Annotated in this window: 12 protein-coding genes and 1 pseudogene; 9 read left to right on the top strand and 4 right to left on the bottom strand. The window is 70.9% G+C overall.

Annotation, left to right across the window (positions count from 1 at the left end):
- Positions 1 to 61 precede the first annotated feature (61 nt).
- From ACXKR8_RS23235 to ACXKR8_RS23225, 3 genes are all read left to right on the top strand, one after another.
- Positions 62 to 1,276, top strand: coding sequence for an IS4 family transposase (locus ACXKR8_RS23235; RefSeq protein WP_458267222.1), 1,215 nt, complete (start codon positions 62 to 64; stop codon positions 1,274 to 1,276).
- Between the two features lie 297 nt (positions 1,277 to 1,573).
- Entirely contained in the window at positions 1,574 to 1,849 is a 276-nt protein-coding gene (locus tag ACXKR8_RS23230; protein WP_458274798.1) for a hypothetical protein, read from the top strand.
- Complete coding sequence (locus ACXKR8_RS23225; RefSeq protein ID WP_458274797.1) at positions 1,846 to 2,349, top strand: hypothetical protein; 504 nt, start codon at positions 1,846 to 1,848, stop codon at positions 2,347 to 2,349. The genes ACXKR8_RS23230 and ACXKR8_RS23225 overlap by 4 nt, the downstream gene beginning before the upstream one ends.
- Positions 2,350 to 2,377: 28 nt before the next feature.
- On the opposite strand, the gene ACXKR8_RS23220 is transcribed toward ACXKR8_RS23225, so the two are convergent.
- A complete protein-coding gene (locus ACXKR8_RS23220) occupies positions 2,378 to 3,547 on the bottom strand; it encodes a pyridoxal phosphate-dependent aminotransferase (RefSeq protein ID WP_458274796.1) in 1,170 nt (389 codons plus the stop codon).
- Positions 3,548 to 4,032: 485 nt separating this feature from the next.
- Here ACXKR8_RS23220 and ACXKR8_RS23215 point away from each other — a divergent pair, with 485 nt between their 5' ends.
- The 5 genes and pseudogenes from ACXKR8_RS23215 (at position 4,033) to pyrE (ending at position 9,110) form a co-directional block, all read left to right on the top strand.
- Positions 4,033 to 4,539 carry a DUF2617 family protein gene (locus tag ACXKR8_RS23215; RefSeq protein WP_458274795.1) on the top strand — a complete coding sequence of 169 codons (507 nt, stop codon included), beginning with the start codon at positions 4,033 to 4,035 and terminating at the stop codon, positions 4,537 to 4,539.
- A gap of 136 nt (positions 4,540 to 4,675) precedes the next feature.
- Positions 4,676 to 6,409, top strand: a complete 1,734-nt coding sequence (locus tag ACXKR8_RS23210; RefSeq protein WP_458274794.1) for a fused MFS/spermidine synthase — start codon at positions 4,676 to 4,678, stop codon at positions 6,407 to 6,409.
- 69 nt (positions 6,410 to 6,478) lie between these two features.
- Complete coding sequence (locus tag ACXKR8_RS23205; RefSeq protein WP_458274793.1) at positions 6,479 to 7,456, top strand: CoxG family protein; 978 nt, start codon at positions 6,479 to 6,481, stop codon at positions 7,454 to 7,456.
- A 188-nt stretch (positions 7,457 to 7,644) separates the two neighbouring features.
- A pseudogene (locus ACXKR8_RS23200) lies at positions 7,645 to 8,519 on the top strand (aldose epimerase family protein).
- A gap of 54 nt (positions 8,520 to 8,573) precedes the next feature.
- A complete protein-coding gene (gene pyrE, locus ACXKR8_RS23195; protein WP_458274792.1) occupies positions 8,574 to 9,110 on the top strand; it encodes an orotate phosphoribosyltransferase in 537 nt (178 codons plus the stop codon).
- Positions 9,111 to 9,138: 28 nt separating this feature from the next.
- On the opposite strand, the gene ACXKR8_RS23190 is transcribed toward pyrE, so the two are convergent.
- Together ACXKR8_RS23190 and ACXKR8_RS23185 are read right to left on the bottom strand one after the other, a co-directional pair.
- Positions 9,139 to 9,894, bottom strand: coding sequence for a DedA family protein (locus tag ACXKR8_RS23190; RefSeq protein WP_458274791.1), 756 nt, complete (start codon positions 9,892 to 9,894; stop codon positions 9,139 to 9,141).
- On the bottom strand, positions 9,891 to 11,000 hold the full coding sequence (locus tag ACXKR8_RS23185) for a hypothetical protein (RefSeq protein WP_462100652.1): 1,110 nt from the start codon (positions 10,998 to 11,000) through the stop codon (positions 9,891 to 9,893). The genes ACXKR8_RS23190 and ACXKR8_RS23185 overlap by 4 nt, the downstream gene beginning before the upstream one ends.
- A 250-nt stretch (positions 11,001 to 11,250) precedes the next feature.
- Here ACXKR8_RS23185 and fbaA point away from each other — a divergent pair, with 250 nt between their 5' ends.
- A complete protein-coding gene (gene fbaA, locus ACXKR8_RS23180; protein WP_458274789.1) occupies positions 11,251 to 12,273 on the top strand; it encodes a class II fructose-bisphosphate aldolase in 1,023 nt (340 codons plus the stop codon).
- A gap of 63 nt (positions 12,274 to 12,336) precedes the next feature.
- Here the strand turns inward: fbaA and ACXKR8_RS23175 are convergent, their stop codons facing one another.
- A complete protein-coding gene (locus ACXKR8_RS23175; RefSeq protein ID WP_458274788.1) occupies positions 12,337 to 12,756 on the bottom strand; it encodes a DUF3151 domain-containing protein in 420 nt (139 codons plus the stop codon).
- Between the last annotated feature and the right edge of the window lie 73 nt (positions 12,757 to 12,829).

Raw genomic sequence — 12,829 nt, 5'->3', positions numbered from 1 at the left:
TGACACAGGACGAGGCCCAACGTCGCTTGGGAAGCTCATGATCGGCTAAGGTCTGGATCTTGTGCCACGTGATCACATAGCTGGTGAGAGCTACCCGGAGCGGCTGCGGATGGGGCTGCTGTCGCGCACCTTTACGCCCGAGTTGGTCGACTTCGTCGTCGATGAGGCCGGGGCGCGGGAGGAGCGGACCAAGTCCCTGCCCTCGTCGCTGATGGTCAACTTCGTTCTGACGATGTGGCTGTTCACCGGCTACGGCTACGGGCTGGTGCTGCGCGAGCTGGTGGAGAACTGGCCGCGCCGTGCGGGCGAGACCTGGCGGCCGGCGACCACGGGAGCCCTGACCGAGGCGCGGGCGCGGGTGGGGCCCGGTCCGCTGCGGCTGCTGTTCGACCGGGTCGCCGGCGCCAGGGGGACGCCCGCCACACCGGGGGCGTTCTGGCGCGGACTGCGCCTGGCCTCCATGGACGGAACCCTGGTCGACGTCCCCGACAGCGAGAAGAACACCGCCGCGTACACGCGCTCCTCGAACGCCGCCGGCCCGGGGCCGTATCCGCAGGTACGACTGCTGGCCCTGGTGGAGTGCGGCACCAAGGCGATGATCGGGGCCGTCTTCGACTCCTTCGCGGTCGGCGAGCGGACCCTGGCGCTGCGGCTGCTGCCCCTGCTGGGGCCAGAGATGCTGCTGCTGGCAGACCGGGGCTTCCCCGCCTACGGCCTGTGCACCGACACCGCGGCCACCGGGGCCCAACTCCTGTGGCGCGTCTCGCAGTCGTTCGCCCTGCCGCTGGTCCAGGTGCTGCCCGACGGCACCTACCTGAGCGAACTGCGCGGGCGACGCAAGGGCGAGCGGATGCCGGTGCGGGTCATCGAGTACACCGTGACCACGACCACCTGGGGCCCCGACGGGACCACGGAGGAGACCTCGGAGCTGTTTTGCCTGATCACAACCCTGCTCGACCCCGTCACCGCGCCCGCACAGGAGCTGGCCGAGCTCTACACGTCCCGCTGGACCAGCGAGACGATCTTCAAGCACATCAAGATCGAACAGCGCGGCGGGCGCACCGCCACCCTGCGCTCGAACAGCCCCGCCATGGTCGAGCAGGAACTGTGGGCGATGCTCTGCGTCTACCAGGCAGTCCACGAGCTGGCCCTCGACTCCGCCGAGCAGGCCCACGTTCCCGCCGCGGAGATCAGCTTCAAGAACACCCTCGCCGCCGTCCGACGCACCGTCGGGACGGCTTTTCCCCCCTCGCCAGCTGGCCGCCAAGGCCCGTGACGTCCGCGCCGACCTCATCCGCCAGGCCGTCACACCCCGACCCGGACGCGCCGCACCCCGTGCCGCCAAGCGCAGCGGCACCGGATACCGCACCCTGAAACCCGACGAGCCCGCCACCACCCGCGTCACACACACCGTCAAGCTGCAGCTCTTCCCCCAGGCACACCGACCCGGCAACCCGGCAACCGTCGTCACCCTCTGCACCCACAACAACCTTGACGAACAATCACGAACACTCGAACACTTCACCGCCGCGGCCTAGCCAAGCGACGTTGGGACGAGGCCTATATCCGACAGTTGGCCGCTCGCCATCCGGAGGACTACGAGGTCCTGGTCAAGTTCGAGATGGAATCCGGGACAAGGGACGCGCTGCTGGCGGCGGGGGCACGGGATGACCCAGCGTCGCAGGCGGTCAGGGACATGGGTCTGGGTGACCTTCCCGTCCTCGGCAGGGGCCAGGCCGACAAGGTGCACGTGAAGGCTGAGAAGGGTTATCTCAACTTCGGCCTCCGCAAGAAGTCCGTGGGAATATTCAATGGCAAGATCCTTGGCTTTGGCACGAAAGACTGGTGAGAGACATCACTCCGGATGAACTTGAAGCGCTGCTGCGTGACCCCTCTGTTCCGTTCGAGCAGCGTCGCGATCGCGTCCAGACGCTTCATGGCGTCACGGAAACTACGGCGATTGGACTTCGTCAGGCTCAGGAAGCTGGGGACTGGGGAAAGTTCGAGCTTTTTCTGCTGGTGGCAGCTGCCCATCCCGACGTGAGTTATGTGCCGCCCATCGCTGCTGCGCTGGCCTTGCAAGCGCCTGCGGTGCCCAACGAGGACGCGCTTGAGGTCCTCGTCGACCTCGGGGATCCGAGCAACCTCGATCTCCTCGTGCGTATCGCATCCACCGAGCACGATTGGGACGAGTTCAGCCAGATTGGGGTGAAGGCTGTGTGGGCGATTGCCGCCATCACCACCCCCGCTGCGACAGCAGCCCTCGCTGACATCGCCGAGAACGGCAATGAGTATGTGAAGCACTGGGCCCAGAGGAAGCTCGGCCAGCGACAGCAGCCTCATCCGTAAGATCAGGGCGACGACGCCAGGGGACGGGTCAGCTCCCTCCTTTTCGTCGTAGGCGGGAGGCGGCGTCAGCAAGGACGTCGTCCTTCTTGCAGAAGGTGAAGCGGACTTGGGTGCGGCCGGCGTCGGGGTCGTCGTAGAAGACGGAGTTGGGGACGGCGACGACGCCGCAGCGCTCGGGCAGGGCTCGGCAGAAGGCATAGGCGTCCTTCTCGCCGAAGGGGGTGATGTCGGTGGTGATGAAGTAGGTGCCCTGCGGCTCGTAGACCTCGAAGCCGGCGGCCCGCAGCCCGGCGTCCAGCAGGTCGCGCTTGCGCAGCAGGTCGGTGCGGAAGCCGTCGTAGTACGTGTCCGGCAGCCGCAGGGCCTCGGCGATGGCGTACTGGAACGGGCCGGCGCTGACGTACGTCAGGTACTGCTTCGCGGTACGGACGGCGGCGACGAGATCGGCCGAAGCCGTCACCCAGCCGACCTTCCATCCCGTGAAGGAGAAGGTCTTGCCGGCCGAGGAGATGGACACGGTCCGCTCGCGCATGCCGGGCAGGGCGGCGATGGGGTGGTGGGCGCCTTCGAAGACCAGGTGTTCGTAGACCTCGTCGGTGACGACCAGCAGGTCCCGTTCGACGGCGAGTGCGGCGATGGCCGCCAGTTCGTCCGGGGTGAGCACCATGCCGGTCGGGTTGTGCGGGGAGTTGAGCAGCAGCAGCCGGGTCCGCAGGGTGACCAGGGAACGGAGCAGGTCCAGGTCGGGGCGGAAGTCGGGGGCGCGCAGGGTGAGCGGGACGCGGCTGGTGCCGGCCATGGCGATGCAGGCGGCGTAGGAGTCGTAGAAGGGCTCGAACGCGATGACCTCGTCACCGGGTTCGAGCAGGGCGAGCATCGCCGCGGCGATGGCCTCGGTGGCGCCGGCGGTGACCAGTACCTCGCGGTCCGGGTCGTAGCCGAGGCCGTAGAACCGCTGCTGGTGCTCGGCGATCGCGGTGCGCAGCTCGGGGATGCCGGGGCCCGGCGGGTACTGGTTGCCGCGGCCCTCGCGGATCGCCCGTACGGCGGCCTCGGCGATCTCGGCGGGGCCGTCGGTGTCGGGGAAGCCCTGCCCCAGGTTGATCGCCCCGGTGGCCGTGGCCAGCGCCGACATCTCCGCGAAAATGGTCGTGCCCAGCCCGACCAGCCTGCGGTTCAACAGCGGCCTCGCGCTCATTCCAGCTCCTCAGCGACCTGTGCGGTGGTGCGGTGATGCGGTCCGGATCATCCTGGTGCCGGGCCGTGCCTGAGGACAAGCTCGCCGCGCCTCGCGGTCCAGTCACCCCTGGGAGTGATTCGGGCACTGGCTGTTGACGGGCGTTTGTGTCGTCCGAGTGACCCTCGTTGGAGTGACGAACGATGGTGGAATGTGCCGGGTTTGATTGCCAAAAGCATGTGACCGCATGCCTGTGCAAGGCCCATGGGCCCGGTTTCCCCACGTCAACGCGCAGACTCCGACACAGCCGCCGTCACAAGCAGAAGGAATCCAACGGGGAATGACGTCAGGCCGCCGAAGTTGGGTAAATGTTCTACCAACGCGGTGTATTCGTGCTTCCCTGCTTCGTAGTCCCCCTGAATGACCTGCCGTTGAAGGGCGACTATGCCCAGGGCGGCTGTTCCGATCCCGGTGCCCTTGAGTGACCCGAGTACGCGGAGCCAAGAATGCTCACCACCCTTGAGACCTCCTACACCGATACCCGTGCCGGTGACCTGGCCTGGTGCCTGGGCAGCGCAGAGCTGCCCGCGCTGGCCGTGCTGGATCTGCGCATCGGTCCCATCGACCTCCAACTCCGCCTGCTCGGTGCCTCCCACCAGGTGGTCCTGGGGGCCGGCGCCGCGCGCTGCTCCGAGACGGTGGCCTGCCTCCCCGGCCGTCGCACGCCGCTGCCGGCCCGGGTCGCGGAGCGGCTCCAGGGCTGGGAGTACGAATTCGCCGCGCGCGTGGAAAACCTCCCGGAGCAGAGCTTCGCCGGTCGCGCCCAGGAGTTGCTGGTGCTCGTCGAGAACCATCCGTACGGTCTCGCCGGAGTGTTCCCCGGCGATCCCACCGCCTTCACGGCATTGCTCGCGGGCGGCGACGAGCGGGAGATCCACTGGCGTACCTGGCATGCCTATCCGCAGGAAGGGCGGCTGGTGTGCACCAGGTCCTCGCTGAAGGTGCGGGACTGAGCGACTCTGCGGAGGATCCGGCCGAGGCGGGATTTCTGGTGAATACGTCCACCTGATCGAACCGTCAATGCCGTGCACATGACTATCACTCTTCCGGGGGAAGTGGGCACACCCCGCAGTCGCCTAGCGTTTGTTCGTGATCAACCATTCCGCGGGATCCTCGCAGCCGCCGCCGGTCGGCACCCGGGCCGCCCGGCTGCTGGTGCTGCTTGCGGCGTTCGTCTGCGCCGCCTGCGGGCTGGTCTACGAGTTGGAACTGGTGGCCCTCGGCAGCTATCTGCTCGGCGATTCGGTGACCCAGGCCTCCGTGGTGCTCTCGGTCATGGTCTTCGCCATGGGGGTGGGCTCGCTGCTCGCCAAACGCTTCACCCGGCGCCCGGCGACCTCGTTCGCGCTGGTGGAGAGCGGTCTGGCGCTGGTCGGCGGCCTCTCCGTGCTCGGCCTGTACGGCTGCTTCGTCTGGCTCGGCCACTACCGGGTGGCGCTGGTCGCGGTCGCCCTGCTGATCGGGATGCTGATCGGTGCGGAGATCCCGCTGCTGATGACCCTGATCCAGCGGATCCGCCGGCAGGAGGCCGGCCGCGCCGTCGCCGACCTCTTCGCGGCCGACTACGTGGGGGCGCTGGTCGGCGGTCTCGCCTTTCCGTTCCTGCTGCTGCCGCTGCTCGGGCAGGCCACCGGCGCGCTGGTGACCGGCGCGGTCAACGCCGTGGCCGGGGCGATCGTGGTGCTCTGGCTCTTCCCCAGGGAGCCCACCCGCCGGGTGCGGGCGCTGCTCTGGGGGGTCTGCGGCACGGTCCTGGTGGTGCTCGCGGTCGCGGCCGCGCTCACCGGGGCGTTCGAACGCGCGGCCCGGCACGCGCTGTACGGGGCGCCGATCCGCTTTGTCGCGCAGAGCCGCTTCCAGGAGATCGTCCTCACCGGGCCGGCCGGGGACCCGCCCCCGCCCTTACCGCACGCCCTCGCGGCCGGGAGCGCCAAGCAGGGCGCCAGCCAGGGCGCCAGGCAGAGCAGCAAGCAGAGCGCCAAGCAGGCAACCGGGCCCGGCGCCGGGACGGTGCACCAGGGCGCGGTCCGGGTGCCGCCGCCCAGGACCGCAGCCGACGGCTACCCGGTGCCGGTGCCGACGCTGCGGATGTACCTCGGCGGCCGGCTCGCCGTCTGCGGCGCCGACGAGTCCCGCTACCACGCCGCCCTGGTGCAGCCCGCCCTGGCGGGTCCGCACGCCCGGGTCCTGGTCCTCGGCGGCGGGGACGGCCTGGCCGCGGCCGAGGCGCTGCATCATCCCGATGTCCAGAACGTCACCATCGTCGAGATCGACCCCGAGGTGCTGCGGCTGGCCCGTACCGACCCGGTGCTGACCCGGCTCAACCAGCGCGCGCTGACCGACCGCCGGGTCACCGTGGTGACCGCCGACGCCTTCGCCTGGCTGCGGACCGCGCCCCGGCAGGAACGGCAGTACGACGTGATCGTCGCCGACCTCCCCGACCCGGACCTGGACGCCGGCCGCAAGCTCTACACCCAGGAGTTCTACGGCATGGTCCGCCGGATGCTCGCCCCCGGCGGACGGCTGGCCGTGCACGCCGGCTCGGTCGCGGCCGGCACCTACTGGGATGCGGACGACACCGTGCGCTCCACCGGGCTGCAGACCGTCGAGTACTCCGTCCCGGCCGACCGGGTCTGCGGCGGTCCTGCCGACTGGGGCTTCATCCTGGCCTCCGCCGAGAAGCCGGTGCTGGGCCCGTCCACCGACACCGCGCCCGCGCCGGGCAGCCTGAGTGCCGCCGCGCTGCGGCTCGCCGCCACCCTCGCCGACACCCACCGCCCGGTCCGGGACGAGGCCCCGTCCACCCTGCTGCACCCCCGCTGACCCCGGATCCTGCCTGCGCCGGTCCGATATTCCACAGAACCCACCGAGCGGTCTGTACGCTTCCGAGACATGGAGCATGAGGTTCTGGTCCCGCTGCCGCCGCAGGCCGTCCGCCGGTCGCTGCGCCGCCCCGACGTGCTGGCACGCTGCCTGCCGGGCTTCGTGCCGACGCCGGCGACCGAGCAGGAGCCGGGCGACCAGCAGGGGCACGGCCTGCCACTGCTGGCCGGACGGCTGAAACTGCGGGTCGGCAGCAGCTCCATCACCTACCGCGGTGAGCTGCGGCTGCTCGAGACGGACTCGGCGACAGCCTCTCCAGAGGAGCTGGTGTTCGGGATCAGGGCGGTGCAGTCCGTCGGCGACGGCGAGGTGTCCGGCACGCTGCGGGTCACCGGTTCGGCCGAAGGCAGCCACGGCACCCGGATCGTCTTCCGCAGCGAGCTGGGCGGCAAGGGCCGGATAGAGGAGCTTCAGCCGCAGGCGCTGCTGCTCGCCTCCCAGCGCCTGCTGGACCGTTTCTGCGCCGCGCTGGCCGTCGACCCCGACATCGCCGAAGGCCCCGTCGACCTCGGGGACCCCATCGACCCTGAGGACGCCGTCGACCCGGTCGACCCCGCGGATCTGGCCGACCTCGCGGACCTGACCGATCTGGGGGATCTCGCCGACCTCTCGGATCTGTCGGACCTCACCGATCTCGGGGACACCGACGAATCCGGTCTGTTCCTGATCGAGGAGCCCTCCTCCTTCAACGCCGCCGCGGCCCTCAACGAACCCTGGCCGGACGCCCCCGCCAACCGCCGCAGCATCGTCGGCCGCTCCGCCGAGGAGGTCGACCACGCGCCGCCCAGCGGGAGGTACGGGCCCGCCCTCCCGCCGCGGAGCGCCCGTTCCCGGGCGGCCGCGCGCTGGGGCTCGCCCGAGCGCCGGATGGGCGAGCCGCCGTCCGCGGAGGCCGAGCACAGCCTGCTGCCCTGGGTGGTCGGCGGGGGAGTGGCCCTGCTCGGCGGCGCCGTCATCCTGGTCCGCGGCCTCCGCAGACGCGGCTGACGCCGCGACCCGCCCCCGCAGAGGGACCCGCCCCCGGCCGAGTGACCCGTTCCGCAGGGGGACCCGCCCCGCAGGGGGACCCGCCCCCGCAGGGCGACCCGTCCCAGCAGGGCCACCCTCCCCGCAGGGTCACCCGCCCCACATGAAGACCCACCGCGCCAGGAGGCCCCGTGTCCCGCCCAGCCCCGCTGCCCACCACCCCGGCTGCTCAGGCCCCTGCCCAGGCCCCCGCCCCGGTCCGCCTCAGCGTCGGTGACGTCGAGCTCACCGTCCTCCCCGCCGACGGCTGCCGCCTCGGCAGCCTCCGCCTCGGCGGCACCGAGCTGCTCCGCACCGCCGAGGATCCTTCCGCGCAGGGCCAGGGCGTGTTCGCGTACGGGTCCTTCCCGATGGTGCCTTGGGCCGGCCGGGTCGACCAGGGCCGCTGGAGCAACGGCCAGGTGCGGCACGAGCTGCCCATCGACATGCCGCCGCACGCCATCCACGGCACCGGCATCCGCACCTCCTGGCGCCAGGCCGCCCCGGTCATCCACGAGGACGGGACGGCCTCCGCCGCGTTCTACTACGACCTGGCCGACCCCTGGCCCTACCGCGGCCGGGTCACCCAGCTGTTCGAGCTGACCGCGGACTCGCTGCGGACCACGCTCTCGGTGGAGACCGCCGCCGACTCCTTCCCGGCCCAGGCCGGCTGGCACCCCTGGTTCCGCAAGCAGCTCAGCGAGGGCGGCGCCCAGGCCCGGCTGGACTTCGCCCCGGCCTGGCAGGAGGAACGCGGCCCCGACCACCTCCCCACCGGCCGCCGCATCGAGCGGGTCTCGGGCCCGCTCGACGACTGCTTCGGGATGCCCGACGGCGTCGCCGCCACCCTGGTCTGGGAGGGCGAGCTGAGCCTGGAGATCACCGCCGACTGCGAGTGGCTGGTGGTCTTCGACGAGCAGGCCGACGGCATCTGCGTCGAGCCGCAGACCGGCCCGCCGAACGGCCTCAACACCGCCCCCGCCTGGTCACGATGATCGACCCGCTGGAGACCCGCACCACCTGGACCTGGCACCGAGAGCGCTGACGGGCCGAAACGGGCGTCCCGGCGCAAGCCCTGAGAGCTCTAAGCTGGGGCCTCATGAGCAACCACCGCGACGCGCTTCTCGACCAGATCAAGACCAAGGCCGTGGTCCACGGCAAGGTGACCCTGTCCTCGGGGCTGGAGTCCGACTACTACATCGACCTGCGCCGGATCACCCTGGACGGGCAGGCCGCGCCGCTCGTCGGCCAGGTGATGCTGGACCTCACCGCCGAGCTCGACTTCGACGCCGTCGGCGGGCTCACCCTCGGCGCGGACCCGGTGGCCACCTCGATGCTGCATGCCTCCGCCGCGCGCGGACAGCGCCTGGACGCCTTTGTGGTCCGCAAGGCCCAGAAGGCGCACGGGATGCAGCGCCGGATCGAGGGCACCGAGGTCAAGGGCCGCCGGGTGCTGGTGGTCGAGGACACCTCCACCACCGGCGGCTCGCCGCTGACCGCCGTCGAGGCGGTACGGGAGGCCGGCGGCGAGGTGGTCGCGGTCGCGGTGATCGTCGAGCGCGGCGCGGCTCCGACCGTCGAGGCCCAGGGCCTGCCCTACCTCGCGGTCTACCAGCTGGCCGACCTCGGCCTCTGAACGCCCGGTAAGAAGCACGGGTCGGGCGTCAGCGCTTGCGGTGACGCCCGCCACTGCCGCCGCCGGCCACGACGGCGCTCTCGTCCTCCGGCAGCAGCAGCGACCCGCCCGTCGTCGGCTCCGGCAGCCCGGCCGCCTTGCGCCGCCGCTCCCGCAGCACCTCGAACACGATCGGCGCCACCGAGAGCAGCACGATCAGCGCCATCGCCGGGATCAGATAGGTGTCGATCACCGGTGCCAGCGACGCGCCGAACTGATAGCCGATCAGCAGCATGCTCTCGGTCCAGACCACCCCGCCGATGACGTTCCACAGGAAGAACGACCGCGCGGGCATCTCCAGCGTCCCGGCCACCGGGTTGAGGAACGTCCGTACCACCGGGATGAAGCGGGCCATCAGCACGGCCTTCGCCGGGCCGAACTTCACAAAGTACTGCTCGGCCTTCTCCACATGCTCTCTGCGGAACAGCCGTGAGTTCGGCCGGTTGAACAGCCGGGGGCCGGCCTTGGCGCCGATCAGATGCCCCAGCTGCGCCCCCGCGATGGCGCAGATCGGCGCGCCGACGAGCAGCACCCCGATCGGCATCTGGGTGCCGAGCACCTTGAGCCCGGCGCTGGACGCGGCCACCCCGCCGAGGATCAGCAGCGAGTCGCCGGGAAAGAAGAACCCGATGAGCAGCCCGGTCTCGGCGAAGATGATCGCCAGCAGACCGACCGTACCCACCTGGGCGATCAGGGCTTTGGCGTCGAGGACGTTCGAGACGTTCAACGCAAGAGTCGCGGTCACCTGGGCAGAGTAACGCGCCCGGCTATCCCCGTACTGCGAAGGGCAGGCTCCTGGACGCCAGCGAGGCCTCCCCGCTCTGCACCGAGAGCCCGGCCTCCGCGCTGGTCACCCCGCGGGGCGGTCCTGGCGACGGCCAGCCGGAGCCGTACCGTCTCGGTCGCGCCGGGGGCCAGCCGCACCCCGGCGGCGGGCCGCGGCACCGCGCTCATGCCGGGGTCGCAGCCGCTGGCCACCAGCGGGAGCGCGGTCCAGCCGCGCCCCGCCCGGTACTGCTGCAGCACCAGGTCGCGCGGGGTGAGGGTCTGCCCGCCGCCCATGCCGTAGGCGTAGAACAGCGCGGTCACGTCCGGGTAGACCCGGTCGGTGGTGTTCCGCACGGTGAGCGTGAACGTGTGCGCCGGGCCGCCCCGGGTCAGCGAGGCGTGGGCGGGCCAGCCGGTGAACCGGCTCTCCGGGCGGGTGACCGGGGAGCGGAGGGCCGGAGCGCGGGAGGTGTGGCCGTGGCTGTCGGTGTACGAGGCCGCGACGCTGAGGCTGCCGGGCCGGTCCAGGTCCTGCAGCCGCAGCGCGACGGTCTCCGGATGCGCGGCGGCGGCGGTAGCACCGGAGGCAGTGGCATCGGCGGAGGTGGTGAGGGTGAAGCTGAAGGTCGCCCGGGTCGGGAAGGCGGCGTCGCTGACGCTGCTGGTCAGGTCGACCCAGCGGTGGGCGGTCGGCACCCAGCGCTGGACCTCCATGGAGTCGGTGCTGAAGCCCTTGCTGGTCAGCGCGAGCCGGACGGTGCCGCGGCCGGCCGGGACGCGCAGGGTGACCGAGGCGGCGGACCACAGCCCGATCGGCAGCTGGTCGGCCTGGCGGTACGACAGCGGCTGCGCGACCGCCCCGACGGCCCTGAGCTGCTCGGCGGCCGGCCCCGGCTCGACCGGCGCGGCGGCGGCCACCAGCTCGGAGGAGTACGCCCCGCAGGCGTCCTGCGCCGCGACGGCATCGGCGCCGGCGGCCGGCTGCGCGTCGGCGACCGCGGCCGTCCCCGCGCCGACCAGCACCATCGCCGCCGCCCCGGCCGCTGCCACCACCGCGCCGAACCATCCGCTACGAACCGCCATCACACGCCACCGACTTCATCTCATCACCACGGCAAAGCATAACAAAGGGGGACGCTTCCCGTTCGGGGGAGGGCGATTCACCCTGATGATCCTTTTTAATCCATTCGGACCCACTACCGACGCAGAAGGTGATGCCTGTCCCCCGTGGGGGTGAACCCTGAGGCTGGGGATGGGAGAATGGCTCAGGTGCCCGACTCCTGGTCGGGGTCGCAGTATCCGAAGATGCATCACCGACAGGAGCGGATCACCCGTGGCTATCGCAACTCCCGAGGTCTACGCCGAGATGCTGGACCGGGCCAAGGCAGGCAAGTTCGCCTACCCGGCCATCAACGTCACCTCGACCCAGACCCTGCACGCCGCACTGCGCGGCTTCGCCGAGGCCGAGAGCGACGGCATCATCCAGATCTCCACCGGTGGTGCGGAGTTCCTGGGCGGCCAGCACAACAAGGACATGGTCACCGGTGCGGTCGCGCTGGCCGAGTTCGCCCACATCGTGGCCACCAAGTACGACATCACCGTCGCGCTGCACACCGACCACTGCCCCAAGGACAAGCTGGACGGCTACGTCCGCCCGCTGCTCGCGGTCTCCGCCGAGCGCGTCGCCCGCGGCGAGAACCCGCTGTTCCAGTCGCACATGTGGGACGGCTCGGCCGAGAACCTCAACGACAACCTGACCATCGCGCAGGAGCTGCTGGCCAAGGCCGCCGCCGCGAAGATCATCCTTGAGGTCGAGATCACCCCGACCGGCGGTGAGGAGGACGGCGTCTCGCACGAGATCAACGACAACCTCTACACCACGGTCAACGACGTGGTCCGCACCGCCGAGGCGCTCGGGCTCGGCGAGAAGGGGCGCTACCTGCTGGCCGCCTCCTTCGGCAACGTCCACGGCGTCTACAAGCCGGGCAACGTCGTGCTGAAGCCGGAGCTGCTGCGCGAGCTGCAGGACGCGATCGGCAAGAAGTACGGCAAGAAGGACCCGTTCGACTTCGTCTTCCACGGCGGCTCGGGCTCCTCCGCCGAGGAGATCGCCACCGCGCTGGAGAACGGCGTCGTGAAGATGAACCTCGACACCGACACCCAGTACGCCTTCACCCGTCCGATCGTGGACCACGTCTTCCGCAACTACGACGGCGTGCTGAAGGTCGACGGCGAGGTCGGCACCAAGAACACCTACGACCCGCGCACCTGGGGCAAGCTGGCCGAGGCCGGGATGGCCGCCCGGGTCACCGAGGCCGCGCAGAGCCTGCGCTCGGCCGGTACCCGCCTGAAGTAGGCAGCAACGAAGGAGGGGCCCGGTACGCGTGACGCGTACCGGGCCCCTTCGTATGCGGTGGCTCTACTGCTTCAGTTCGGCGTAGCCCTCGGGGCTGCTGTCCTTGAGGAACTCCCAGCAGCGCACCGACTCCTCGGTCTCCTCGATCGCCCCGGCCGCCCGGGCCAGCGCGGCGAGGCAGCGCAGGAAGCCGCGGTTGGCGCGGTGCTCCCACGGCACCGGGCCGTGGCCCTTCCAGCCGCTGCGGCGCAGCGAGTCCAGGCCGCGGTGGTAGCCGGTACGGGCGTAGGCGTAGGACTCCACGACGTGGCCCGCGGCAAAGGCGTCGTCGGCGAGCATGGCCCAGGCCAGCGAAAACGTCGGAAACTCGGCCGCGACCTGAACGGGCGAGGCGGACTCCTCAGCTAGCATGCGATAAGGCTGCTCGTCCTCCGGAAGCAGGGTCGGCTCGGGGCCGCCGAGAAGGTTCTTGTGGATGCTCATGCTGTGCAGTCTGCCACCTGGAACCACGCGACCCGGACCATGCGTGTACCGATTGCAGGCACGCGAAAGACCC

It is taken from the genome of Streptacidiphilus sp. PAMC 29251 (assembly GCF_054208735.2).
This window is presented reverse-complemented; position numbering and strand designations above follow the sequence as displayed.